This window comes from Pseudoalteromonas atlantica, from assembly GCA_007988745.1.
GTDB classification, from domain to species: domain Bacteria; phylum Pseudomonadota; class Gammaproteobacteria; order Enterobacterales; family Alteromonadaceae; genus Pseudoalteromonas; species Pseudoalteromonas atlantica.
Map to the genome: position 1 here is coordinate 130,959 of BJUT01000001.1, position 25,121 is coordinate 156,079.

Below are 25,121 nucleotides of genomic sequence, written 5' to 3' on the forward strand. Positions count from 1 at the left end.
CACCGGTGTCAGGGTTGTTGTGAGAGGCTCCCTGGTAGCGTACCTTTGAACGGGTAAATCAAAGATGCTCAGTGCAGTTATTTACGTGGAGTCTGTAATTGCTACTGAGCCTTTTTCCTCTAACTAATAGAGATGAGCTAAATTATGTTGCACCCTCGCATTGAAGAAGTCACCCAACGCGTTATTGAACGCAGTAAACAAACCCGTCAAGATTATTTAGATCGTATTTCGCACGCAAAAAAACAAACAAGAGTCCGTGCCGGGCTAGGCTGCGGAAACATCGCTCACGTTATGGCTGCGTGTAGCAGCGACGACAAAGCGCGCTTAAAGGCTGATGAGCAGCCAAATCTTGCTATTATCAACTCATATAATGATATGCTTTCGGCCCATGTGCCATACAAAGATTTCCCTGATTTAATTAAAGACCTTGCTACTAAGTACGACGCCACTGCCCAAGTTGCAGGCGGTGTACCAGCAATGTGTGATGGCGTTACGCAAGGGCGAGACGGCATGGAATTATCGCTTTTTTCTCGCGACGTAATTGCTATGTCTACGGCGGTATCACTATCGCATGACGTATTTGACGGCGTTTTTTGTTTAGGCGTATGTGACAAAATTGTCCCAGGTTTATTAATTGGTGCCTTATCTTTTGGTCACTTACCGGTATTCTTTTTACCTGCTGGGCCAATGCAATCTGGTATTCCTAACAAAGAAAAAGCACGTATTCGCCAAAAATTTGCACAAGGTTTAGTAAGCCGTGAAGACTTACTTGAAGCTGAAAGCGCCTCGTACCACAGCGCAGGTACTTGTACGTTTTACGGTACTGCTAACTCAAACCAAATGTTAATGGAAATAATGGGCTTACACCTTCCAGGTAGCTCGTTTATTAACCCTTACACTGAGCTTCGCGATGGTTTAACAGGTAATGCTGTAGAAACCATGCTTAAGCAGCTTACAGATGATAAAGAAAGCCCGTGTTTAGCAGATGTAATCAGCGAAAAAACCATTATTAATGGTTTAGTTGGCTTGCTATCTACAGGTGGCTCAACTAACCACGCTATTCATATTGTTGCTATCGCAAAAGCGGCGGGTATTCAAGTAACGTGGAAAGACATGTCTGATTTATCAGAAGTTGTACCACTACTTACGCGTATTTACCCTAACGGCTCAGCCGATGTAAACCATTTCCAAGCCGCAGGCGGTATGGGCTTCTTAATGCGTGAATTAGCCGGCGCAGGTTACTTGCATACTGATGTTAAAACAATGCTTGGTGAAGGTTTAGCGCCTTACATGATGGAGCCGCGTTTAGATAAAGACGACAGCTTAATTATGAGCAACTCAACAGGCCCTTCAAAAGTTAAATGGGTAGATTGCCCAGAAAACTCACTCGATGAAGAAGTACTGCGTCCAATTAGCAATCCATTTAGCAAGCAAGGCGGCCTACAACTACTTACGGGTAACCTAGGTAAAGCAGTCATTAAAGTCTCTGCTGTAGCCACTGAGCACCAAGTAGTAACAGCCCCAGCTAAAGTATTTAGCTCACAAGGCGAACTGCAAGAGGCATACAGCCGTGGCGAGTTAAACCAAGACTTTATTGCCGTGCTTAAAGAGCAAGGCCCTAAAGCGAAAGGTATGCCAGAGCTTCATAAATTAACGCCAGTAATGGCAACACTTCAAGACGAAGGCTTTAAAGTAGCCATTGTGACTGATGGCCGTATGTCGGGCGCATCAGGTAAAGTGCCTGCTGCTATTCACTTAGCGCCAGAAGCTGTTGAAGGTGGCATTATTGCAAAAATTCTTGAAGGCGATTTAGTAACACTGGATGCGCCAAACGGAATATTAAAAGTACATGTTAGCGACGAAGAGCTTGCTAAGCGTGAACTACAACTTAGCCAACCAAGCTTAACCTTTGGTACCGGCCGAGAGTTATTTACTGGATTTAGAAATATTGTAAGCAGCGCCGATTTAGGTGCGAGTGCTTTTGGACTTGAATAATAATTGCCACACACTGGGTAATGAGGAACAAGTAATGAGTATTGAAAAAATCTTAGCGTCGGCACCTGTGGTGCCAGTGGTTGTAATCGAAAAACTAGAAGATGCAGCACCACTCGCTAGAGCGTTATACAACGGTGGCTTAAAAGCCCTTGAAATTACGCTACGCACGCCTGTTGCAGTGGAAGCTGTAAAACTAATGAAAGCAGAAGTTCCAGAAGCTTACGTTGGTACAGGTACAGTGGTTGATAAAGCAAGCTTTGACGCTTCAGTAGAAGCAGGCGCTGATTTTATGGTAAGCCCAGGTGTAAGTGATGAATTATTAGCATTAGCTAAAGATTCAGACATTCCCTTTTTACCGGGTGCAGCAACTGCAAGCGAAGTAATGCAGTTAGCAAGCCATGGCTTTAAGTACTTAAAATTCTTCCCTGCAGAGGCTGCAGGCGGAACGGCAATGCTTAAGTCGATTGGCGGGCCATTGCCGCACATTACTTTTTGCCCAACCGGTGGTATTAGCCTAGCAACAGCCCCTAATTACTTAGCGCTTAATAACGTTATTTGTGTTGGTGGTACGTGGATGCTAGATAAGCAACTAATTGAAAACAAAGACTGGCAAGCCATTGAAGCGCTTGCTCGACAAGCAAGTGAAGTTAAATAGGAGTCTAAAAATGATTAATGTAGCAATTAATGGCTATGGCCGTATCGGTCGCAACGTACTACGTGCACTTTACGAGTCAGCACAAAACAGTGAAATTAAAATTGTAGCAATTAACGATTTAGCACCGGCTAACGTAAATGCGCATTTAACACAATTTGACTCAGTTCACGGTCAATTTTCTCAAAAAGTAACGTTATCAGATAACACTATGCTGATTGGTGATGACGTAATTACTTTGACTCAAGAGCGTGACCCTGCAAACTTACCGTGGAAAGAGTTAAACGTAGATATCGTTTTAGAATGTACTGGTTTTTTCACTAAGCGTGAAGACGCAGCTAAGCACATTACAGCAGGTGCTAAAAAAGTAATTGTGTCTGCTCCTGGTAAAGATTTAGATGCAACGGTAGTACACGGTGTTAACAGCGATGTAATTAACGCTGATAGCAACATTATCTCTAACGCATCATGTACTACTAACTGTTTAGCGCCAATTGCAAAAGCAATTAACGACACAGTAGGTATTGAGCAAGGTAGCATGACTACAATTCATGCTTATACAAACGATCAAAACTTATCTGACGTTTATCACCCAGATCTATACCGTGCACGTAGTGCAACACAGTCTATGATCCCAACTAAAACAGGTGCTGCTGCAGCTGTTGGCTTAGTACTTCCTGAGCTTGCGGGTAAATTAGACGGTATGTCGGTACGTGTACCTACTATCAATGTTTCTTTAGTTGATTTTACGTTTATCACTAAGCGCGAAACAACTGCTGAAGAAATCAACGAAGTAATGAAAGCCGCAGCAACAGGTTCAATGAAAGAAATTTTAGAGTACAACGAGCTTCCGCTTGTATCTATTGATTTTAATCACAACCCTGCGTCATCAATTTTTGATGCAACGCAAACTAAAGCTGATGGCAAACTAGTTAAAGTAATGGCTTGGTACGACAACGAGTGGGGTTTCTCAAACCGCATGTTAGACCAAGTTAAAGCATTAGGTCAGTACTTATAATTGACCCTGTAAAAGTTTAGCTTTATCCAACCAAGCCTGCATTATGCAGGCTTTTTTATTTTGATTGATTTATACCCACTCGTTTAATAAAACGCTTAGCTCTTTAAAATTAGGCCGCGATGCAATATCCGTATTTATAGCACGCGCTGCTATATCGGACATTTTATTAAACAGTTCGTTTTGCTTATCTGCAGCGCTAACAGTGCTTAGCAAGTCCTCAATTAAACAACCAAAAGCGCGGACTTCTATAAGTTCTATGCGTTTTTTTTCTTCTTGAGTAAGCATGGCTAAATTTGTTGCAGCACCAAAATCACCAAATAAAACGTCATATTGTTCATTTATCATGGTGTTGTGTGCGTAAATATCGCCATGACTTACGTTGTTAGCATGTAAGTGGGCAAGGGTGCTTATCATTTGCTGGGCAACTTTATAAATTGCCTCAGGCGAATAGTGACAGTGTGTATTAAAGGTATCGCGCGTACAGGTTTCTAAACTTGGCGGCAAACCTAAATTAGCAAAGCGTGTATCTATTAGCTCCATTACTAAACCAAGCTGTGTGCTTTGCTCTATGTAGCTTAATACGTTAATTAAGTTTTTATGATAGCCTGCTTGTAAACAGCAGTTTACTTCATCAAGTGGGTAGCCATCGCTTGTTATTGCACCTTTAAATAATTTTACCGCCACATCGTGCTGTGCTGTTTTAGCTAAATGAATAAAGCCCGATGCACCTTGGCCAATTACTTTTTTAAGCTGAAAATTTTCAAGTGGCGTGTTTTGCAAACGACTGTTAGTTAAGCATTGAGCTTTATTAAATGCATTACCAGCAAAGGCAAACCAAGCAAGTTTGGGGAGTTCTAATAGCCAATTATCAAGTTTTGTTAGTTTATTAGCAGAGAGCCTAACTAGCTCTAAATTAGTACAAGAGGCCATACTCGCGGGTAGTTGTTTTAGGTTATTTCCTGCAAGGGCGAGCTTTTTAAGCTGTGTGTAATTACCAAAGTCACTTGGCAATGCGCTTAATTTGTTATCGGTTAGTATTAACCATTCAATATTTTTAGGTAAGCTGTTTAGTGCAAACTCTGTTATTTGATTGCCTTTAAATGCAACCATAATTAAAGCAGGGCACTTAGCGAGTACTTTAGGTATATGTTCAAATTGGTTAAACGATAAAAACACCCGCTTAAGCTTTGTTAAGCACGCAAACTCATCTGGCAGTGTAGTGAGATTATTGTTTGATAAATCGAGTACTTCTAGGGTATCTGCAAGGGTTAAAATTTCTAAAGGAAACTGTGTTAAGCCTTCTACGAGTTGTAAGCGAGTAACACCATTCAACCTACCAGACTTAAGCTCTGCAAGGGTATTCATAAATTTTCACAAGCCTTTTAAAATAAAAAAGCCAACATCGCTGTTGGCTTAAAGTAAATACGTTTAGTAAAGTTTAAAATTGCGCGTTATGGTAAACGTTTTGCACGTCGTCACAATCTTCAAGCATGGCTAAAAAGCGCTCCATTACTTCTACGTCTTCACCTTCAATAGGGGCTTCAACTTGTGGTACAAACGAAATTAAATCTACGTCAAAATCTGTAATACCCATTTCTTCAAGCGCTGTACGGGTGTTGTTGTATTCTGTATGTGGTGCAAAAACCGTCACTTTACCGTTTTCTACTTCTACATCTGTTACATCAACATCGGCCATCATAAGGGCTTCTAGTACAGCTTCATCGTCATCGCCATCAAAAACAAAAATAGCGAGGTGATCAAATAAATGTGATACCGAATTTTGTGCGCCTATTTTAGCGTTTGCTTTGGTAAAACAAATACGCACATCAGCAAACGTACGTTTGTTGTTGTCGGTTAAACAGTCAACAATAATCATACAGTTACCTGGCCCGTATCCCTCATAACGTGTGGCTGCGTAATCTTCACCGCCGCCGCCTTTGGCTTTGTCTATTGCACGCTCAATAACGTGTGCGGGTACCTGGTCTTTTTTAGCGCGCTCGATTAAACGGCGCAGCGCAAGGTTACCATCTGGATCTACGCCACCATTTTTAGCGCAAATGTATATTTCTTTACCGTACTTAGAATAAACTTTAGTTTTAGCACCCGCAGTTTTAGCCATTGAATCTTTTTTGTTTTGGTAAGCTCTTCCCATCTGCGTTTCGCCTTAATATATGTAAATTATTGAATAAAATTGCAAGGCCGTATTCTAAAGGTAAAGCCGCAGTATCGCCAGTAAATGGCGTTAATTAATCATCTTGCTGTTGTAATTGCCACATTTGAGCGTATTGACCATTTTGTAATAAAAGCGCTGAATGTGTGCCTTGCTCAACCAGTTCGCCCTTTTTAAATACTAATATGTTATCGGCATCAACTATAGTTGATAGCCGGTGTGCAATCACAATACTGGTGTGGTTTTGAGTTACATCGCGCATTGCCTTTAAAATGGCTTGCTCCGCGTGCGAGTCGAGCGCCGAGGTCGCCTCATCAAAAATTAAAATAGGAGATTGCTTTAAAATTGCACGTGCAATTGCAATACGTTGTTTTTCGCCGCCAGATACTTTTAAACCGCGCTCGCCCACTAACGTTTTATCGCCTTGCGCTAAAGTTGAAATAAAGTCTTTTAAATGGGCCATTTCTATTGCTTTATCTATTTCACTATCGCTTGCTGTGGGTCTGCCATAGGCGATGTTTTCGCGTATGCTGGTGTTAAATAGCACGGTGTCTTGTGGCACTATAGCAATGGCTTTACGCAGGCTATCGAGGGTGACGGCGTCTATAGCTTGGTTATCTATGGTTATACTGCCCGCGCTAATATCGTAAAAGCGGTAAAGTAACCGCGCCAAAGAGCTCTTACCTGCACCACTTGCACCTACAACGGCAACCTTACTGCCTGCTTTAACTTTAAAGCTGATATTACTAAGAATAGGGCGGTTGGCATCGTAACTAAAACTCACATTATTGAAGGCTATATTGCCTTTGCTAACACAAAGGTGTTGAGCATGGGGCCGCTGCGTTACCTGTGGTTTTTTATTAAGTAAGCCCAGCATGTTTTCTAAATCGGTTAGGGCGCGTCTTATTTCTCGATAAACAAATCCTAAAAAGTTAAGCGGTAAAAATAATTGGATCATGTAGGCGTTTATCATTACAAGTTCGCCAATTGTTAGAGCGCCCGTTACCACTTCTTTGGCACCTAACCACATTAGCGCTGTAATAGCGCTTGCAATTATTAACGCTTGGCCTGAATTAAGCGCAAGCAATGACATTCTATTTTTTAAACGGGCGGTTTCCCAATTTGCTAAAAAAGAGTCGTATGTTTTGGCTTCAAATTCTTCGTTATTAAAATATTTTACAGTCTCGTAGTTAAGCAGGCTGTCTATGGCGCGCGTGTTACTAAGGTTATCGGCGGCGTTTGCCTCGCGTATAAAACGGTTTCGCCACTGCGTTACTGTTACAGTAAAGGTAATATAAATAGCAACCGCTAATAAAGTTATTAACGCAAACCAAATAGAAAATAGCGAGCCAAAAATAATAGCAACGGTCAGTATTTCAAAAAGGGTGGGGACAATATTAAACATTAAAAAACGCATTAAAAAGCTCAGCCCACTAGTACCACGCTCTATATCACGGCTTATTCCACCTGTTTGCCTATCGAGATGAAAAGCAAGCTCTAGCGAGTGTAAATGTTTAAATACTTTTAACCCAATATCACGCATCGCGTGCTCTGTCACACGAGAGAACACCGCATCTCTTACTTCGCCTAAAAACACGCTGGCAAACCTAAGCCCACCATACATAAGCAATAGTAATGCAGGGATAACTAAAACTGGATTGATTGATTTATCAACCGAGTCGATAATTTCTTTTAATGCCCAAGGCATTAAAAGAGTTGCGCCTTTAGCTCCTATAAGCGCTAAAAGGGCTAAAAGTACGCGCCCTTTAAATTTAGTAATGTATGGCCACAGCGTTTTAATACTTTGTTTTAAGGTCATTGCATCGGCGCGTTTTATAGTACTGTGTTTAGAGCGCATTACGGATCTCAGTTAAATAAATACTTAATTAATATGCATTGTATTTTAAATACTTGCCCATATATACTATGCATCCCTTATTTTAGTTTGACGCAACCATGTTTAACATTCGTGTGTTTATATCTGCTTTTTTACTGTTTTGTGCGCTTTTTAGTGTTCAAAGTAGTGCGCAGTGCGCGACACATAAATTAAACACCGCAACCACCTCATTGAGTGTGTTTGCTGATAGCGTTGATCTAGCTAAAACGCTGCCTATATCAAAATCAGTAAAGGGAAATGAGCACAAAAAAACACATCAAACAGGGTTTGACGCTCATCAACCTAGGTTAACGGCCAGTAATTCTTCGTTATTTTTACATGTCGCGCAAAGTGAGCCTGAATACGACGTTGTATTTGAATTTTTTGCACACACCCTTTTTAGAGAAATATACCTAAGCCCCAACGCGTTTATTGCCCAACAGCCATGGTATACACTTGTAACGCATAGCAAAAAGTCGCGACTCAGCGGCTGGAAAGACGCTAATTTACTCTATACCGCCGTAAGTACCTACCACGCTTAATTTTCTTATTTAATTTTTATTAGGTTTTAACGTTTTACGTTTAGGCCTTGAGATTAATTGTGCTTTTAAAAAGTACGTTACCGGTTCTGGTAATAAGGAAACACCATGTTAAGTGTAAAAAAAGATCACAAGCCGTTTATGGCTAAATTTAAATTAAGCTATATAGCCATGCTTATTGTGCTGGTTTTATTAGCCATTAGCGCATTACCCAACTTATACCCTAATAAATCGTGGTTACATGTAAGCAATGCACCTCATAGCGAAACACAAGCTGTGCCAAGCACTAATGCATTAGTAACTTTTTTAAATAACCAAGGTTTAAAAGTTGAGCAAGGGCTAAATAATCAAACATCTATAAATATTTTGTTAAACGAGCCAACTAAAAGCGCACAAGCGCAAGCGGCTATAAAGGCGCAGTACCCACACACGCAAGTTAAAATTGTAGAGCATGCAACGAGCCCACTTTGGCTGCAAGAGATTGGCTTATCGCCAATAAAATTGGGACTAGATTTAAACGGCGGTGTGTTATTTGTACTCGACGTAGATTTAGATAAAGCAATTGATGAGCAATTAGTCAGTGCGTACCAGCAAGCAAAATCAATTATTATTAAGCAAAAAGCGCACGGCCTTAAAGTGCTGCAAACAGGGCACGGCTTTGAAATAAATGCACACCCAAATGGAGCGAAAAAGCTTACCCCGGTAATCAATGAGCTACAAAGTCGCTTTGCTAATTTAGCAGTTTCAACAACCAGTAATGGTGATATTAAAAATGCAAAATTCACCTATTCAGAGCAAGGGCGAAGCAACTTTGATAAAGAAGTAATGAGCCAAACGCTTACAACGCTTCGCTCACGTATAGAAGAATTAGGCATTACCGAAGCCGTCACTCAGCGCCAAGGTAAAAACCGTATACGCATAGAGCTCCCTGGCGTGCAAGACCCAACAGAGGCAAAGCGCATCATAGGTGCAACTGCATCACTTGGGTTTTATCAGTTAAAAGAAATTGGTGGGCAAACATTTGATATGCAATCAGGCGGGACCATCAAACTTGACCCAGTGCCAATTTTTACCGGTGAGCATATTAATAATGCCACAATAGGGCGCGATGACTGGGGTAAACCCCTTGTGCAACTTAGCCTTGATGGGCAAGGCGGCGATGCCATGTCAGCGTTTTCAAAAGCGAATATTGGTAAGCCTATGGCCACGGTTTACTCTGAGTACTCTCAAAACGCTAAAGGTGAAACCGTTAAAAAAAGCGAAGTTATAAATGTGGCTAATATTGCGCAGCATTTAAGTTCACGTTTTAGTATTACTAATATGAAAAGCCAACAAGCAGCGGCCGATTTAGCACTATTATTACGCGCAGGCTCGCTAACTGCACCGGTTACTATTGTGCACGAGCAAACAATTGGCCCAAGCCTAGGTCAAGAAAATATAACTAACGGCTTGGCCGCATTGATGCTGGGCATGGGTATTACACTTGCCTTTATGGCAATGTGGTATCGCCGCTTAGGACTTATTGCAAACGTAGCGCTATTATTAAATTTAACGTCGCTTGTGGGGCTAATATCGTTATTACCAGGGGTTGTGTTAACACTTCCGGGTATTGCCGGGCTGGTACTCACCATTGGCATGGCGGTAGATACCAACGTTATTATATTTGAGCGAATAAAAGAAGAGCGTAGAAAAGGCTGCTCTGCTTATCAAGCTATTCAAGAAGGTTATAAGCAAGCCGCTAACACCATATTTGATGCCAATATAACCACCATGATGACCGCGCTTATTTTATATGGAATAGGTTACGGCCCAGTTAAAGGCTTTGCCATAACATTGGCACTTGGCTTAATAACCTCGGTATTTACTGGCGTGTACGTATCAAAAGTACTAAGCCAAACGGTATATTTAAAAATGGCTAAAAAAGCAGGAGTAAATGCACATGCTTAACATTTTTTTAAAGGGCGAGGCGGGTACACGTCTGCGTTTTTCCGGCATGCTTTTGAGCGCCATACTTGTACTGCTATCGGTATTTACGCTTAGTCAAAAAGGGCTTAATTTTGGGCTCGACTTTACCGGTGGTTACCTAACAGAATTTACCACCAGCCAAGGTGTTGAGCTAAAACAACTTGAGCAATTTATTACTAAAAATCACAATGGCGAGTTTGAACTAACCGCACAAGGTAATAATCACTTTCAACTACGCGAAGCGCCCAGCGGTTCAACAGCAAATAGTAGTGATTGGCAAAGCGCCATTACACAAAATGCAGATATTAACGCCGAGGTTTTATCATCAGCGTATATTGGCTCGCAAGTGGGTGATGAACTGTTTGAACAAGGTTGTTTAGCGCTATTTTCAGCCATGGTTGCAGTAATGCTTTATTTAGCGGTGCGGTTTGAATGGCGTTTAGCCGTAGGCTCTGTGGTTGCGCTAGTGCATGATTTATTACTGGTACTGGGGCTATTTTCGCTATTAAGTATTGAGTTTAATTTAACGGTACTTGCCAGTTTGCTGGCCATTATAGGTTACTCACTTAACGACTCTATAATAGTAGGCGATAGAGTACGCGAGCTTTTACGTGTTAAATCTAATAATGCGCTTAGCCCCGCAAGTATTATTAACAACGCCATAAAAAGTACCTTAACGCGCACACTTATTACATCGGGCACCACGCTTGCTACAGTTGCAAGTGTTTGGCTCCTCGCGGGCGCGCCATTACAAGGCTTTGCCATCGCGCTATTTACCGGCATTGTAGTAGGCACGTTCTCATCTATTTGTATTGCCGCCACGTTACCCGAGCTTTTAGGGTTAAGTGCTAAAAATTACGAAGAAAAACAAGATGCAGAAACGCAAGCGTTGCTCGATATGCCCTAGCAATAAATGCTTTTAAAAATCTGCATTAAAACACAGGCGCTTAAAATAATGGTTTTAAGCGCCTTATAACGGTAAAATTAATCACATAGTTTACCGTATTGGTTATTAGCGCCTTTCATGAATAAATCCCACGTAATAGAACACCTTAAATTTGCACTCGAAGCACAATTAAACAGCGCAAAACAAGCTGCCAAAGCCGCGCACGACGCCGCTACTCACGAAGAAAGCGTTGCAGAAACGCAGTACGATACCCTAGGGCTCGAAGCCGCTTATTTAGCACAAGGCCAAGCCGAGCGTGTAAACGATTGCTACAAAAGCATTAAACAATTTGAAGCCATTTTTAAAGAGCCCACTCACAAAAAAGTGATTATAAGCTCTCTCGTTTGTTTAGAAGATGAAAACGCCTTACAAAAATGGTTTTATTTAGGCCCAGCCGCAGGCGGTTTAACGGTTGAAGTAAAAGGGCTGACTATTCAAGTTGTTACCCCCGAAGCCCCCCTGGGTAAACAACTTTTAGGCAAGCAGCTTGACGATGAAGTAAGCCTAACCATTGCAGGCAAAAACCATGAATATGAAGTGGTAGAAATTTTATAAAACATTGGTTTTTATGTAGGTCGGATAAGCGAAGCGCCATCCGACAAAACCATATCAATACAATAAACGCTTATACTTATAAATTAATTGTCGGATGGCATGGCTTCGCCATTTATCCGACCTACGTCAATGTTGTATATATCCTAAATTTGCGCTTTATTTGTCTAATGCGTAACAAATAATACAATGGATATGCAATGCAATATCGTCGTAATTATGTAAAAGGTGGGACGTACTTTTTTACAGTTAATTTGCTCGATAGGAATAAATCGTTGTTGGTTGAGCATATCGATTTATTAAGAGAGTCTATCCGTTTTGTTAAATCTCAAAGGCCATTTTATATAGATGCATGGGTTGTGCTGCCCGATCACCTTCATGCAGTTTTAACTTTACCAGATGATGATGTGGATTATTCGAGTCGCTGGCGAGAAATTAAAAAGCGATTTTCAAAATCACTCCCAAAGACAGAGTTTTTAACTCAAACACGGAAACGTAAAAATGAACGTGGAATTTGGCAGCGCCGTTTTTGGGAACATACTATTAGGGATGATAATGATTATTGGCATCATGTTAACTATGTTCATTTTAATCCGTTAAAACATGGCCTAGTTAGTCAAGTAGCTGATTGGCCTTATTCAAGTTTTCATAGAGCCGTGAAACAAGGTATTTATGCAAATAATTGGTGCGGATAAAAAATATAAATATTTCGTAGGTCGGATAAGCGAAGCGCCATCCGACAAAGCTATAGCTTCATAATACACTTTAGTTTTGTACAAAAGTTTTTGTTAAATGAAATAATTTCGGCCTTTATTACGCTTCGGATGGCATGCCTTCGCCATTTATCCGACCTACCCAACTAGTTAGCCTTTTTCACAAACTTCGCTGTTACCATCATTTCGCCAATACCATCTACTTTGCAATCTAGCTCGTGATCTTTTTTATCAAGCACACGCCTTACGACCGCTTTTGTGCCAATTTTAATAACTTGTGAGCTGCCTTTAATTTTTAAATCTTTGGCTACGGTTACTTTATCGCCATCAGTAAGTAAGGTGCCGTTGGCATCTTTAACTGAAATTGCGTCTTCATCGTTTGTACTATTTGGGTTCCATTCATAGGCGCATTCAGGGCATATAAGCAGTTGCTGGTCTTCGTAAACATATTCAGATTGGCACTGTGGGCAGGTAGGGTGTGACATTTATAACGCTCATAAAATATTAATTTTGCGTATTTTAATCTGCATTAATAGGAAAATATAGTTAATCAATATTTTTTATCTTCACGCTAAAAATATCTCGTTTGTGTGGTTTTTAAAAAGAGCATATAAAGCAGATGTCGCTTAAGCAATTTAAGCGCTAACACTTACAGTAGGTATTTGTTAAAGCACCCATCGTATTAAGTGATACGCGCAATGCCCACTTAGTACGATGGGTGTTTCTATTTATAGTGCTGAGTATTTTATTAGGCATGCTTTTTATATTTCTGACTTAACTAGGAAAAGTCGTGTTTAAAACCTTAATAGTGGTTGATAACAACGAGCAAACACTTGCTCAATCTTTCGAAAATGTGATTACGTTTAATAGTTACTTACGTGATTACCCAAAACATAATGAACCTAAAACCCGCATTATTAATTTATGCGACTCAAGCCAATACTTGAGTAAGGGTTACTATTGCTCATTGCTTGCTGAGGCCCGCAAACACCAGGTGTTACCCAGTGTTAAAACAATAAACGCGCTTCGAGGCGGCCAAGCACCTATGTTAAATGTGGGTCAAATTGATGGCGAAATTTACTTTGGTAATGCGCTAAACGAATTACAAAGTAAAGCGGCTAAATCGGTATTTAAACAATACCCAGCGCCTATTTTATTTGTAGATGAGCAAGGCTTATTGCAACAGGGTTCGCTAAGTTCTTTAAGCGAGGAACAATATAGCAATTTTGTAGCAAAACTAAATACGTTTACCCAAACACAATGGCGCATTGGCAATGTGCAGCGCCGTTTTAGATGGGATATGGCAATACTTGTTGATCATAACGAAAAAGTACCACCGAGCGATAAAGATGCTATTGCCCGTTTTATAAAAGCAGCGGCTAAGCATGGTATTAATGCGCAAGCACTCAGTTTTGATGAAATAGACAACATTGCCCAGTTTGATGCGTTATTTATTCGCCAAACTACAGCAATTGACCACCCAACGTATCGCCTTGCTAGTAAAGCGCAAAGCCTTGGTTTAGTGGTTATTGACGATGCTGAATCTATTCTACGTTGTTGTAATAAAGTGTATTTACACGATGCGTTTAATTATCAAAAAGTGCCGAGCTTAAAAACGGTTGTAGTGGCTGATCAATCAGCGCAAACGCTTGAGCAATTAGAAGAGTCGTTTACCTATCCGCTGGTTTTAAAAATGCCTGAAGGGTCGTTTTCTAAAGGGGTGTTTAAAGTTGCAAACCGCAGTGAGCTTGAAGCTAAGCTAACCGAGCTGTTTGAATATAGCGCATTGGTACTTGCACAAGAATACATGTACACAGAATACGATTGGCGAGTAGGTGTGTTAAATGGCCGCGCTATTTATGCGTGCCGCTACTTAATGGCGCGTAATCATTGGCAAATTTATAATCATGATGCTAAACGGTTTTTCTCTGGTGGTTTTGAAACGCTACCTACCTTTGAGTTACCAAAAGTTGTGTTAGATGCCGCTTTAAAAGCATGTAAAACTGTGGGCAAAGGCTTATATGGCGTAGATGTTAAAGAACATCAAGGCAAAGCATATGTGCTTGAAGTAAATGATAATCCAAGCATTGATCACAAAGTAGAAGATGGCTATTTGGGCGACGAGCTATACATGATCATTATGGACGAATTTAAACAACGTTTAGAAGCGCGAGGCCGTGGGTAATAACATGCGTAACCTTGTTATTCGACAGGCACTTAGCAGTGATTTAAACGCATTGATTGACGTTGAAAATACTTGCTTTAATAACGATAAATTGAGCCCGCGTAGCTTAAAGCGCTGGTTAAATGCTAAGCACGGTATTTTGCTCGTTGCCGATAATGGCGAGCAAGTATGCGGCTATGGGCTGGTGTGGTGCCATAAAGGCACGCGTTTAGCGCGTTTATATTCGCTTGCTGTAAAACCCACAATGCAAGGCAAAGGCATTGCCAAAATGCTATTAGCTGCGCTTGAAAAACAAACCAGCGAGCGTGGGCGACTTTACTTACGTTTAGAAGTGGCGGTAAATAACGAAAGTGCGATAGGGCTCTACAAAAGCTTGGGTTACAGAGTGTTTGGTCAATATAGCGATTATTATGACGATCATAGTGATGCACTGCGAATGCAAAAAAATATTCGCCAAACGAGTGAGCTAAAAGTAGCGCGATTAACGCCATGGTATCAGCAAACTACCGAGTTTACCTGTGGGCCAGCGGCGTTATTAATGGCAATGGGGGCACTTGAGCCAACAACGGAGCTTAGCCAATCACATGAGCTGGCACTTTGGCGCGAAGGCACCACTATTTTTATGACATCGGGCCACGGTGGTTGCCATCCGTTTGGTTTAGCGTTGGCGGCTAATAAACGCGGCTTTAAAAGCGAGGTAATGGTAAATACCACAGAGCCGTTGTTTTTAGATGGTGTACGCAATGAAAACAAAAAAGTGGTGCTTTCAACAGTACACCAACAATTTGTAGAGGGTATAGCGCAGGCAAATATACCGCTTAGCTATAAAGATGTAGAGCTTGAGCATATTGAACAGTGGTTAAGCCAAGGCTTTAGTGTGCTGTTACTAATTAGCACATACCGGTTTGATGGTAAAAAATCACCTCATTGGGTATGTGTTACCCACCTTGATGAGCACTGCGTGTATGTTCATGACCCATTTTGCGAGCCAGGCAGTGACAAACAGCTCGCAATAGATTGCCAGTACGTGCCTATAGCGCGCAGTGATTTTAGTAAAATGTCAGCATTTGGTAGCCAACGTTTAAGAACCGCGGTGGCCATTGCTAATAATTAATAGGTTTTCGTTAAGAGTGACTTTTTTAGATTTAATTGATGTAGCGCCTTATTCGTGGGCAGCCATTGGCACCGCCGCTTTTTGCGGTGCAATAATTGGCTTAGAACGGCAATTGCGCGGTAAACCTGTGGGTATTCGTACCTCAGCGCTCATAACGCTGGGCACGTATTTGTTTTTATCAACCGCGTTTAACTTACAAGGCGATGTGATTGATCATTCGCGTGTAGTGGGGCAGATAATTACAGGTATTGGCTTTTTAGGTGCAGGGGTCATGCTTGCAAAAGACGGCGCTGTAGTAGGGGTAACCTCTGCTGCAACCATTTGGGTGCTTGCCTCAATTGGCGTAATGATAGCCACCGACAATTTAGGTGCTGCCATTAAACTTTCGGTGCTGGTGGTTGGTATTTTATACGGTGTAGATGTACTGGAGGCAAAATTTAAAAGCCTAAGCAAAGGCGTACACACTAAAGTAAAAAATTATCAAAAACGTTACTACCGAAAAGACTTTAACGACCCAGAAAGCCACTGATTTAACGCCACTAAAGTAGCGTTTTACTTTAATGAATTTATTTATTTACATGAACACTAGATTAATGAGAAACTAGCTTTTTAATGGATTAAAGGTATTAAGAATGCAAGGAATTTGTATAGATGTTTTTCCAGTTCCCGAAGATAGAAAATATTGGGTCGTTAGGGCTGGAGTAGGGGCTCACTTTTTTTCTCATTTCGTTCAAAATAATCTTGTAGCAATTGGTCATGCTGATATGCTAAATCTATCTGCATTAGAAGACACTAGCTTCCTCTCCATTGAACAAAAATCAAAAATAATTTCATCACATCAGAAGTTTCTTCTTGAAAAAGGGGAATCAAAAAGTCAGGTAGGTAATAAAAACGCTCAGATAAAACGGTTTATCACAGATATCAAAAAGAATGATATTGTCATTAGTGTAAACGATGAGCGTATTATTGCTGGCGTTATTAAGTCTGATTGTTATTTTAGTGACCAATCAATAGAATTAACAGATCTAGTGAAAGTAAAAGATGTAAAGACTTGTGATTTTTCTTTAAGATACGACGTCCACTGGGGTAGAAGCCAAAGTAGAGATAAGATTCCTTATCCTTTAGAAAGAAGTTTAAAAAATACTGGTGCTGTATTTGGAGTAAACAAAAGTGAGCATATCCAAGCTTTAAATCATTGGCTTTTCCCAATCCATTTAGTTAATGATGAAGTTAGATGTTCAGTTAATATTGCTTCAGAAAAAGCTTTAGGAAATAATGAAGTCGCCAATTTATCAATCACTTATCGACAGTTAGAGTTACTTTCTTCTTTTTTGAAGACATGTAACGGAGAGAATGATGCGTCTTTAGATAATTTTCATAATTTCTTAAATGATAACGCAAGTACTTTCAACTATGAACTGACAGTTCAACATGCGTTTATGTCTCCTGGTGTTGAGTATCTTCAGTTAAATACAAATGATTTTATAAAAAATATTTATTTTGCAGCTGCCTTTGCTGCATTATTTAATACACAGATCTCTGTTGCAGAGGAGATTAAAGCTGATATGACAGTCCCCAGTAGTAAAATAGCTAAATTAGTAGAAGCAGTAAAAATAGAAACGAAATTTAGTAATAGTAAAAGTGAATTAAATTTAAAGATAAAAAAAGCAGATAAGGCGTTACTGGAACTAGATGATGGTTTTGGTGAGGCTACGCCTTCTAATAAGCTGATTCTATAATTAATAACCGAATAATTAACTTAAAATATAACTATAAAATGTTTCTATTATGAACATGTAGGGCTGCAAGTGAACTTTTTTGATGCATTTAAAAAACCATGGCGAGATAACTGGGCAGAGACCCTTCAATTTATTGTTATAGCTTTTGGTTTAGTTGTTTCTGGTTTCTGGGCTTATCATACGTTTGATACACTTTTACAAAAAGATAGAGCTGAGGCTGAGTTAAAGAAAACGACAGCCGAGTTATCTAAAAGTAAGGCAGAGCTCGCAGATTTACAAAATAAAATTAATGGGGTTGATTCCAGCGTAATAGATATTGACTTAAAAACAACTAGCCTTCCAAATGGGAACGTAGGCTTGATAGTTAATGTAATTATTAAAAATACAGGGACCAATGATGTTCGTATGTCTTGGGTGAAATCACCTTTAAAAATTTATCTGACTAAGTATAAAGGTGATAAATTGAAAGGGGAGTCGTCGTTAAGCCCACTTCTATACTCTAGACTTCAGGATAAAAATTCTCAGAATAAAAAATATATAGAGAAGGCACATCTGCTTGTTGGAGTAAAAAAGACTTTATCTTTTTTTACTGAAATTGAAAGGTCGGGCTTATATTATTTAGCATTCGAAGCTTCTGTTGACTTATCAATAAAAAATAAATTAAAGGACTCTAAAAAATTACCTGTTTGGTTCGCCTCTTCGTATATATTTATCGAAACTAAGTAATTCATTGTGCATATTTACAAGGTGAAAATTAACCAAATAATTTTCTTCGTACTACTTTTCTGTACTCGCTTGGCGTTTGGCTAAGCACTTTTTTAAATACGCGGGTTAAATGGCCTTGGTCGTTATAGCCGACCTCAAGTGCTACCTCTTGAATCGTTAAATTAGATGAAGCTAATAACTCTTTAGCGCCTTCTACCCGTAATTGTTGCCAATATTCTATAGGGCTTTGATTAGTCGCAAGCTTAAAGCGGCGGGTAAATGTACGGTAACTCAAACTAAATTGGGCGGCTACTTCTTGTAAGTTTAACTCGCTGGCTAAATTAGTTTTAAGCCAAAACTGAATTTGCGCTATGAGTTCATCTGGATGGCGGTCAACTGCGCCTTCAAGATAGCGCTGATCTTCGTATGGTTTACGTACCTCGTGCGAAAAGTTACGCTCTACATGTTGCGCAGCGGCTTTGCCATAGTATTGGCTAATAATATGAACGATCACATCGGCAAGGGCATTTAAACTTGCCACCGTATACATGCGCTCTGACTGGGTGATAAAAAAGTCGGGCTTTAAGCGCACTAACGGGTAGTCGTGGCTAAATTGTTTGGCGTAATGCCAGTGGGTTGTTGCAGGGTGCCCATCAAGTAAGCCCGCTTCTGCAACTAGGCAATTACCCGTGCCTACACCAATTATATGACTGCCGGTTTCAAAGCTTTCTTGTAGCCATTCAACCACTTCTTTATTAGTACGTACGACCGGACGAGGGTTTCGCCAAATCCCAGGTACAATAATTAGGTCGTTGTAGGGCGCGTTGTGTGTGGTGCAGTCGGGAACTATGGCAAGCCCAGTACGGTTTTGTATTGGCTCATTATTTTTAGCAATTAAATTTATACTAAGCGGTCTAAAGTCCGTGTGGCTTAAATGGCCTTTTGCATAAGCCTCACCCGCTCTTAGCATTTCAATAGGCAGTGTTAAACTGGTAATAAGTAAATGCGGGTACACTGCTATGGCAATATTTAACGCTGGGTTTACTGATTTTTTATGCATGTGAATGCTCCGACCAGTACTTTTTGGCCTTTAATGCTGAATATTTGGCTATTAAAGCACAAAGTGTTGTGGTTAATCCAATTAAACTGTTTGCTTCTCCTATAACACGTTTTAAAGGTTAATTATGACAGCATTACCCGTAATAGTAGGCATGGGTGGTATTAACGCCGCTGGCCGTACTTCTTTTCATCAAGGTTACCGCCGTATCGTGTTAGACGCATTAAACGCACAAGCTCGTAGTGAAACATTTTTAGGCCTCGCCACATTAATGAACTTAGTACGCGTTGTTGATGGTCAATTACAAGACACAAACGGTAATAATGTTGAGCAAAGCGACATAGAAGCACGCTTTGGTGAGCAAATTATTGCTGGCACACTTATTCGTAAAATTGAAAAAGAGCACTTTGATGCAGATGCCACGCCTTGGCAGCAAAAGATGACGTTAAAGTCTTCTGATGAAAACGCAATTGTGTTTGAAACGCGCGCACGCGATTTACCAACCCCAGTGCCTGCCAGTTGGAAAGTTCAAGAGCTTGAAGGCAAAAAAGTAAAAGTGACTATAGCGGCAGAGCTAGATGTAAAATTAGATTCTACCCGTGATAACCCAATTAAATCGGCAGGTCAGTTTCCTACCGGGTTTGATCCATCAATAATGTATAACAGCCGTTACCAGCCACGTGGTTTGCAAGCCACTATATTTGCTGCAAACGATGCTATTAAGTCAACTGGTCTTGATTGGCAACGCATAATGAATAGCGTAGAGCCAGATAAAATTGGTACTTATTCAGCCTCGGTTATTGGCCAAATGGACGACAAAGGATTAGGCGGTTTAGTTAAAGCACGCCAGCAGGGCGATCGTGTTAGTACAAAGCAATTAGCACTTGGCTTAAACACGATGTCGACTGATTTTATAAACGCCTACGTTACAGGTAATGTAGGTACTACGTTTTCTACCTCGGGTGCATGTGCCACATTTTTATATAACTTACGCGCTGCAGTAAACGATATTCAAGCAGGGCGCACCCGTGTTGCGGTGGTAGCAAGTGTTGAATGCGCTATTACGCCTGAAGTAGTAGAAGGCTTTGGTAATATGAGCGCCCTTGCTAATGTTGAAGGTCTGCGCCGTTTAGATAATTTAAGCAGTGAACAAGAGCCAAATTACCGTAAAAGCAGCCGTCCATTTGGCGAAAACTGTGGTTTTACATTAGGTGAAGGCGCACAAGTGGCCATTTTAATGGACGATGCGTTAGCACTTGAACTAGGTGCAGACATTATGGGCTCAGTACCGGATGTATTTGTAAATGCCGATGGTATAAAAAAATCAATCACCTCACCGGGCCCTGGTAACTACATTACAATGGCCAAATCTGCAGCGCTTGCAACAAGTTTATTAGGTAAAGAGGCGTTACAAAAGCGCAGCTTTATTTTAGCGCATGGTTCTAGCACGCCGCAAAATAGAGTAACAGAGTCACTTATTTACCATAAAGTGGCACAAACGTTTGCCATTGATAGCTGGAAAGTGACGGCGCCAAAAGCTTATGTAGGGCATACAATTGCCCCCGCCAGTGGCGATCAGCTCGCTATTGCGCTGGGTGTATTTAGCCATAATATTATGCCGGGTATTACTACCATAGATAAAGTTGCCGACGATGTTTATGCTGAACACTTAGATATACGTAACAGCCACTACGATTGTGGCGATATGGACATAGCCTTTATAAACTCAAAAGGTTTTGGCGGTAATAACGCCACTGCTACTGTACTAAGCGCTAAAGTAACACTACAAATGCTTGCTAAACGCCATGGTGAAAAAGCGCTGAGTGATTACGCTGATAAAAACACATCCGTTGTTGCTTCGCAAAATACCTATAAAGCGCAAGCTGACCTTGGTAAGTACGAATTAGTATATCGTTTTGGTGATGGCGCCATTGACGATAACGACATTGTAATTGGCGAGGACAGCATAGAGCTTCCCGGTTTTGATAAAGCAATTTCGTTTAATACAACCAACTCCTATCAAGATATGTTTTAAGCACACATACTTGAATCCAAAGGCGCTGTTTAAAGCGCCTTTTTTTCATCTTTTCAATCAGCTAAACCTACGGTGTGTTCTGTTTTGCAATTAAAATATACTGCTGTGAATTTTTACCTAGATGTTGACAATGTTTATTGTAAATAATAGCGAATCACGCTGGTTTAGTTTTTTCTACTTACTAACAGATGTGATCATTTATATGAGTTTAAGAGGTGCTTTATAGCTCATAACCGTTAAAGCAACGATTAGATTGATGAATAAATAGTAAGTATTTTCTTGCAGTAAAAACACACTTTAATAAAAATTTAATTATATTTTTAACTCTATGATATCAAGTTTAAAAAAGATAAAATTAATAACTTATGATTAGTATTAAACAATAAAAATAATTGAAAAACACTAGCGATGTTCCATACTATTTTTAATAGATAAGCCATATCAAAACTACTCCTACAATTAAATAATTACTAATTTGGCTATGAACTTTATTTACAACCCTTTGTAAATTTAACGTACGCCTGAACAGTTAATGATTAATTTCTGCTTAGGTAAATATTCAAATTATTAATTAGTTTAGGAATAGCAATGAAATTAACCTTAAAAATTCGTCGGATAAAAGGTAAGTTTTTACTTAGCTTTTATATTTTGTTGGTTCTACCGCACATTAGTATTGCTGAAACCGTTTTATTTGATGATTACCCCCAAAATGGCACCTCTTTGTGGTCTACTTCATCCAGTGAATCAAGCTTAACGCAGATAGATGAACCAGTAGCTGATGGCGATAAAGCAATCGTAATGTCAGCCCATCATTGGACCCAATCGGGTTTGCGCATTGCACAAGTACCGCCATACGAAGATACTATCCTCGAAGCAAAAATATACCGAAAGTCAGGTAGTAAAGGGACCCTTATGTTTCGTAGGGGGGAAAACTCTTTAAAGATAAATCTAGATGATTCTAATAGCGAGTTTTGGACCATTAATGGCGAGCCAGGACATAATGACTACTCAGATGACACTTGGCATACAATTCAAATACACCTTAAACACTTTAACTTAAACGAAGGAGAGAATGTACTCGCAGTAGGTATTCAGGGCCCTTACGGTACAGGTATATTTTATATGGATTCAGTCTACTTTAAAGAGAATAAATCGATTGTAACTACTAACCCTCCGGCGCCAGGGAATTGGGTACTTACTTTTGAAGATGACTTTAACCAAAACACCCTCAACCCTGATAAGTGGAAAGTTGGCAAGCAATACTTAGGTATGAGTGGCATTGCTGCTAATGCAGGAAGTGAAAATATTAGTGTTGAAAACGGTATGCTGATGTTCAAAGCCGAGCGAGAACTCTTTAGTCAAGGAGATAAAACGCATCATTATAAAGGGGCTGAGATCAGTACTTTTGGTCAGTTTAGGCAGCAATATGGATACTTCGAAGCCAAGATTAAGTATGACTCAATACATGGTACGTGGCCTGCTTTTTGGCTGTTAGCTGATAAAGGAATTTATGGGAGTGATACTTATAGGCGCCAAGCTTTATTAAAATTTAGTCTTGATGATATATCAGATACGGTTGACTCAGCACTTCTAAAGCTCAAGGTCTCTAAAGCAACAAATAAAAGCAGTGTTGCAGTACATAAAACACTTTCGAGTGATTGGTCTCAGAGTACATTAACGTGGGATACAAAGCCGAAGATTGACCCCATTTGGTTTACTCACCGTTATGGTGCTTCATCTGGTGATATTATTGAGGTTGATGTTACTGATTATATTCAAAAGCAGAAAAATGCGGGAAGTGATGCCAGCTTTGCCTTAGTCGATAACTATATGAGAAAACAGCTTTTAGAAATATTCAGTAATGAAGCAGAAAACTCAGCTGATAGGCCTGTACTTGTTGTTAATGACACAAATATAGGAATAACTGATGATGCAACAGTTCGTGGTGGTGAGTATGCTAAAAAAAACTATGGCGAGGAGCCTATTTTATTGGTTAAAGATGTGTGGGGCGATACATCAACCACTTTTGGTAGGGGTATGGAGTTCGATATTATGGAGTATTTAGGCGTGTGGGGCGGCGGTGTCAGTTGGGCTGCTCTACATTGGGATGGATACGGTAGTAAACATGCATCAGTAGAGTCAGATAAACTTTACCTTAATGAAACAGAAGATGACTTTCATCTATTTGGTATGCATTGGGCCCCTAATTACGTTGGAATGTATATCGATGGTGAAAAAGTATGGGAACATGAAAGCGAGCGGATTGGCAGCTTACCCTCATATGTGATCTTATCATTACAAGTCGGTGGATGGGACGGTAATACTCGTAATATTGATGATGATTTTGTGGCCACAATGCTTGTTGATTATGTCAAAGTATGGAAAAACCAAGAGTAAAATTAGTATTAAAATTTAGGGTAACCGGCTACATAAAAATGAATACTGATTTAAACTATTTACTTAGCAACGTGTAGCAAAGGCGCTGTTTAAGGCGCCTTTTTTTATGCCTGTGTTTTTTATAAAAGCCATAATAATACCAATCCGTAATACTCAATCATTTTGCGCGGCTAAACATGTCGCTACAAGCGTTAAAATTCTCAATTAGATTAATTAAATAGCGAATTTTTTACCTAGCTACAAACACGTTTTTCCAGCCTCATAATAGCTCACTTAATAAAGCAGATTGGTATAAAGTTGATTAAAAAATGACGTGTTTTTTATGGATTAACTTGCATTTATGGAGTACCTTTGTTTTTATAATAGAAACATAATCTAGGATGGATATATCGATGAAAAAACTTTTACTAGCACTTTCTCTCGCTTCAACCTTTACTCACTTATCAGTATCAGCAGATGATTTTGTAGCTGCTGAAATTATTAATAAAAACTACGACCAGCTTACTAATACCTCGCCGCGTGCATCGAGGTTAGAAGGGATTAATTTAAGTAGCTACGTGGTTGATGAAAACGGCCAGGTGAGTGATATCGAAATTGTGGCTTCGCTTGGTCAAAAAAAATATCAACGAGAAGCTCTCGATTATGTTTCTAAGCTTAATTATAAAAGTGCACAGATAAATGGCAGTGCCGTGCCAACGGCGAAAACTATTACGGTAAGCTCGCAAAATGTACATGCTAGTTTTTCTAACGATCAGGCATCCCCGGCGTTTTTTGACGATTATGAGAAAGCCAGCCAGCTTATTGATGATAAAAAGTACGATGAAGCTAAAACGTATATTACTGAGCTTGAAAACGAACACACTAAAAACACAGTCGAAATAGTTTTACTGGCTTGGCTTAAAAGCCAACATAGCTACTTTGTGCAAGATTGGAAAAGCTTTGATAAGTCAATTTATGAAGCCTTTTTGTTTAGAGATAACTTACCGGATCAAATAAAAAAACGCGTTATTAAAAATGCCTTACAATGGTTTATTTCAAAACAAGACTACGTACGTGCTTACGATGCAATTGATGCATTAGGTGATATTGAATCAATAACGTTTAGCGAGGAAAATAGAGCGCAATTACTTGCACAAGTGAATGACATTTATAAAAACTCTGGCGCTATAAATCAACAAATAACGCTTGAGTCTGAAAAAGCGGTTTTACCTTTACTTTCTAAAGGTACGGTTGAACTTAGTGCGAGTAAACCGTTATCTAAAGTACAACTTCGCTGTGAAAACAAAGTCGTTAATTATAATACCAACGAGATTGATAAAATATTAATTTCAAAAAATGATATTCGTTGTGGGCTATTAATTAAAAGTGCACAGGCGCAAACGGTTACTTTAAAACAAACTGGTGAAAGCTTTTTATAAAGTATTTTATTGGTAATAAGCATTTAAATAAAAACCCCACAATAT

At 39.8% G+C, this 25,121-nt stretch carries 21 protein-coding genes; 16 read left to right on the forward strand and 5 right to left on the reverse strand.

Annotated elements, in window-relative coordinates:
* Positions 1-144 precede the first annotated feature (144 nt).
* Genes edd through gap form a run of 3 tightly spaced genes read left to right on the forward strand, consistent with a single transcriptional unit; the run spans position 145 to position 3,665 of the window.
* Positions 145-1,995: a phosphogluconate dehydratase gene (edd, locus tag PAT01_RS00570; RefSeq protein WP_029773525.1), complete on the forward strand. Its 1,851-nt coding sequence runs from the start codon at positions 145-147 to the stop codon at positions 1,993-1,995.
* Between the two features lie 34 nt (positions 1,996-2,029).
* The gene (gene eda / locus PAT01_RS00575; protein WP_004587806.1) at positions 2,030-2,650 is read left to right on the forward strand and encodes a bifunctional 4-hydroxy-2-oxoglutarate aldolase/2-dehydro-3-deoxy-phosphogluconate aldolase; all 621 of its coding nucleotides are present in this window, start codon (positions 2,030-2,032) and stop codon (positions 2,648-2,650) included.
* Positions 2,651-2,660: 10 nt separating this feature from the next.
* On the forward strand, positions 2,661-3,665 hold the full coding sequence (gene gap, locus PAT01_RS00580; protein WP_029773117.1) for a type I glyceraldehyde-3-phosphate dehydrogenase: 1,005 nt from the start codon (positions 2,661-2,663) through the stop codon (positions 3,663-3,665).
* 69 nt (positions 3,666-3,734) lie between these two features.
* Here gap and PAT01_RS00585 read toward each other — a convergent pair whose 3' ends face one another.
* The 3 genes from PAT01_RS00585 to PAT01_RS00595 form a co-directional block, all read right to left on the reverse strand.
* Positions 3,735-5,030 (reverse strand): leucine-rich repeat-containing protein kinase family protein, encoded by a 1,296-nt coding sequence (locus PAT01_RS00585; protein ID WP_154944372.1) that lies wholly within the window; start codon positions 5,028-5,030, stop codon positions 3,735-3,737.
* A gap of 73 nt (positions 5,031-5,103) precedes the next feature.
* A complete protein-coding gene (locus tag PAT01_RS00590; RefSeq protein WP_004587809.1) occupies positions 5,104-5,817 on the reverse strand; it encodes a YebC/PmpR family DNA-binding transcriptional regulator in 714 nt (237 codons plus the stop codon).
* Between the two features lie 94 nt (positions 5,818-5,911).
* Positions 5,912-7,693, reverse strand: coding sequence for an ABCB family ABC transporter ATP-binding protein/permease (locus tag PAT01_RS00595; protein WP_154944374.1), 1,782 nt, complete (start codon positions 7,691-7,693; stop codon positions 5,912-5,914).
* A gap of 98 nt (positions 7,694-7,791) precedes the next feature.
* On the opposite strand from PAT01_RS00595, the gene PAT01_RS00600 reads away from it, so the two are divergent.
* From PAT01_RS00600 to PAT01_RS00620, 5 genes are all read left to right on the forward strand, one after another.
* On the forward strand, positions 7,792-8,253 hold the full coding sequence (locus tag PAT01_RS00600; RefSeq protein ID WP_154944376.1) for a hypothetical protein: 462 nt from the start codon (positions 7,792-7,794) through the stop codon (positions 8,251-8,253).
* A gap of 105 nt (positions 8,254-8,358) precedes the next feature.
* Entirely contained in the window at positions 8,359-10,197 is a 1,839-nt protein-coding gene (gene secD / locus PAT01_RS00605; protein ID WP_154944377.1) for a protein translocase subunit SecD, read from the forward strand.
* Positions 10,190-11,122 (forward strand): protein translocase subunit SecF, encoded by a 933-nt coding sequence (gene secF / locus PAT01_RS00610; RefSeq protein WP_096740390.1) that lies wholly within the window; start codon positions 10,190-10,192, stop codon positions 11,120-11,122. Before secD ends, secF begins: the two co-directional genes overlap by 8 nt.
* 117 nt (positions 11,123-11,239) lie before the next feature.
* The gene (locus PAT01_RS00615; RefSeq protein ID WP_096739682.1) at positions 11,240-11,716 is read left to right on the forward strand and encodes a GreA/GreB family elongation factor; all 477 of its coding nucleotides are present in this window, start codon (positions 11,240-11,242) and stop codon (positions 11,714-11,716) included.
* Positions 11,717-11,913: 197 nt separating this feature from the next.
* Positions 11,914-12,408 carry an REP-associated tyrosine transposase gene (locus tag PAT01_RS00620; protein ID WP_004587815.1) on the forward strand — a complete coding sequence of 165 codons (495 nt, stop codon included), beginning with the start codon at positions 11,914-11,916 and terminating at the stop codon, positions 12,406-12,408.
* Between the two features lie 164 nt (positions 12,409-12,572).
* Here PAT01_RS00620 and PAT01_RS00625 read toward each other — a convergent pair whose 3' ends face one another.
* Entirely contained in the window at positions 12,573-12,911 is a 339-nt protein-coding gene (locus PAT01_RS00625) for a zinc ribbon domain-containing protein YjdM (RefSeq protein WP_096041827.1), read from the reverse strand.
* Between the two features lie 305 nt (positions 12,912-13,216).
* On the opposite strand from PAT01_RS00625, the gene PAT01_RS00630 reads away from it, so the two are divergent.
* The 5 genes from PAT01_RS00630 to PAT01_RS00650 all read left to right on the forward strand — a co-directional run bounded on the left by PAT01_RS00630 (position 13,217) and on the right by PAT01_RS00650 (position 18,190).
* The gene (locus PAT01_RS00630; RefSeq protein WP_154944379.1) at positions 13,217-14,611 is read left to right on the forward strand and encodes a RimK family protein; all 1,395 of its coding nucleotides are present in this window, start codon (positions 13,217-13,219) and stop codon (positions 14,609-14,611) included.
* Positions 14,612-14,615: 4 nt separating this feature from the next.
* Positions 14,616-15,725 (forward strand): GNAT family N-acetyltransferase/peptidase C39 family protein, encoded by a 1,110-nt coding sequence (locus tag PAT01_RS00635; protein WP_154944381.1) that lies wholly within the window; start codon positions 14,616-14,618, stop codon positions 15,723-15,725.
* Positions 15,726-15,741: 16 nt separating this feature from the next.
* The gene (locus tag PAT01_RS00640) at positions 15,742-16,254 is read left to right on the forward strand and encodes an MgtC/SapB family protein (RefSeq protein ID WP_029774420.1); all 513 of its coding nucleotides are present in this window, start codon (positions 15,742-15,744) and stop codon (positions 16,252-16,254) included.
* Positions 16,255-16,357: 103 nt separating this feature from the next.
* Positions 16,358-17,464, forward strand: coding sequence for a hypothetical protein (locus tag PAT01_RS00645; RefSeq protein WP_154944383.1), 1,107 nt, complete (start codon positions 16,358-16,360; stop codon positions 17,462-17,464).
* A gap of 69 nt (positions 17,465-17,533) precedes the next feature.
* Positions 17,534-18,190, forward strand: a complete 657-nt coding sequence (locus PAT01_RS00650) for a hypothetical protein (protein WP_154944385.1) — start codon at positions 17,534-17,536, stop codon at positions 18,188-18,190.
* 28 nt (positions 18,191-18,218) lie between these two features.
* On the opposite strand, the gene PAT01_RS00655 is transcribed toward PAT01_RS00650, so the two are convergent.
* Positions 18,219-19,229, reverse strand: a complete 1,011-nt coding sequence (locus tag PAT01_RS00655) for a GlxA family transcriptional regulator (RefSeq protein WP_054982430.1) — start codon at positions 19,227-19,229, stop codon at positions 18,219-18,221.
* A 124-nt stretch (positions 19,230-19,353) separates the two neighbouring features.
* Here PAT01_RS00655 and PAT01_RS00660 point away from each other — a divergent pair, with 124 nt between their 5' ends.
* The 3 genes from PAT01_RS00660 to PAT01_RS00670 all read left to right on the forward strand — a co-directional run bounded on the left by PAT01_RS00660 (position 19,354) and on the right by PAT01_RS00670 (position 25,076).
* A complete protein-coding gene (locus PAT01_RS00660; protein ID WP_154944387.1) occupies positions 19,354-21,261 on the forward strand; it encodes a beta-ketoacyl synthase in 1,908 nt (635 codons plus the stop codon).
* 588 nt (positions 21,262-21,849) lie between these two features.
* Positions 21,850-23,658, forward strand: coding sequence for a CBM96 family carbohydrate-binding protein (locus PAT01_RS00665; RefSeq protein WP_154944389.1), 1,809 nt, complete (start codon positions 21,850-21,852; stop codon positions 23,656-23,658).
* Positions 23,659-24,050: 392 nt separating this feature from the next.
* A complete protein-coding gene (locus PAT01_RS00670) occupies positions 24,051-25,076 on the forward strand; it encodes an energy transducer TonB (RefSeq protein WP_138578158.1) in 1,026 nt (341 codons plus the stop codon).
* Positions 25,077-25,121 lie beyond the last annotated feature (45 nt).

Excerpts from the sequence above, each read along its gene's own strand:
- edd (WP_029773525.1), top strand. The coding sequence starts at position 145 with ATGTTGCACCCTCGCATTGAAGAAGTCACCCAACGCGTTATTGAACGC.
- eda (WP_004587806.1), top strand. The coding sequence starts at position 2,030 with ATGAGTATTGAAAAAATCTTAGCGTCGGCACCTGTGGTGCCAGTGGTT.
- gap (WP_029773117.1), top strand. The coding sequence starts at position 2,661 with ATGATTAATGTAGCAATTAATGGCTATGGCCGTATCGGTCGCAACGTA.
- PAT01_RS00585 (WP_154944372.1), bottom strand. The coding sequence starts at position 5,030 with ATGAATACCCTTGCAGAGCTTAAGTCTGGTAGGTTGAATGGTGTTACT.
- PAT01_RS00590 (WP_004587809.1), bottom strand. The coding sequence starts at position 5,817 with ATGGGAAGAGCTTACCAAAACAAAAAAGATTCAATGGCTAAAACTGCG.
- PAT01_RS00595 (WP_154944374.1), bottom strand. The coding sequence starts at position 7,693 with ATGCGCTCTAAACACAGTACTATAAAACGCGCCGATGCAATGACCTTA.
- PAT01_RS00600 (WP_154944376.1), top strand. The coding sequence starts at position 7,792 with ATGTTTAACATTCGTGTGTTTATATCTGCTTTTTTACTGTTTTGTGCG.
- secD (WP_154944377.1), top strand. The coding sequence starts at position 8,359 with ATGTTAAGTGTAAAAAAAGATCACAAGCCGTTTATGGCTAAATTTAAA.
- secF (WP_096740390.1), top strand. The coding sequence starts at position 10,190 with ATGCTTAACATTTTTTTAAAGGGCGAGGCGGGTACACGTCTGCGTTTT.
- PAT01_RS00615 (WP_096739682.1), top strand. The coding sequence starts at position 11,240 with ATGAATAAATCCCACGTAATAGAACACCTTAAATTTGCACTCGAAGCA.
- PAT01_RS00620 (WP_004587815.1), top strand. The coding sequence starts at position 11,914 with ATGCAATATCGTCGTAATTATGTAAAAGGTGGGACGTACTTTTTTACA.
- PAT01_RS00625 (WP_096041827.1), bottom strand. The coding sequence starts at position 12,911 with ATGTCACACCCTACCTGCCCACAGTGCCAATCTGAATATGTTTACGAA.
- PAT01_RS00635 (WP_154944381.1), top strand. The coding sequence starts at position 14,616 with ATGCGTAACCTTGTTATTCGACAGGCACTTAGCAGTGATTTAAACGCA.
- PAT01_RS00645 (WP_154944383.1), top strand. The coding sequence starts at position 16,358 with ATGCAAGGAATTTGTATAGATGTTTTTCCAGTTCCCGAAGATAGAAAA.
- PAT01_RS00655 (WP_054982430.1), bottom strand. The coding sequence starts at position 19,229 with ATGCATAAAAAATCAGTAAACCCAGCGTTAAATATTGCCATAGCAGTG.
- PAT01_RS00660 (WP_154944387.1), top strand. The coding sequence starts at position 19,354 with ATGACAGCATTACCCGTAATAGTAGGCATGGGTGGTATTAACGCCGCT.
- PAT01_RS00665 (WP_154944389.1), top strand. The coding sequence starts at position 21,850 with ATGAAATTAACCTTAAAAATTCGTCGGATAAAAGGTAAGTTTTTACTT.
- PAT01_RS00670 (WP_138578158.1), top strand. The coding sequence starts at position 24,051 with ATGAAAAAACTTTTACTAGCACTTTCTCTCGCTTCAACCTTTACTCAC.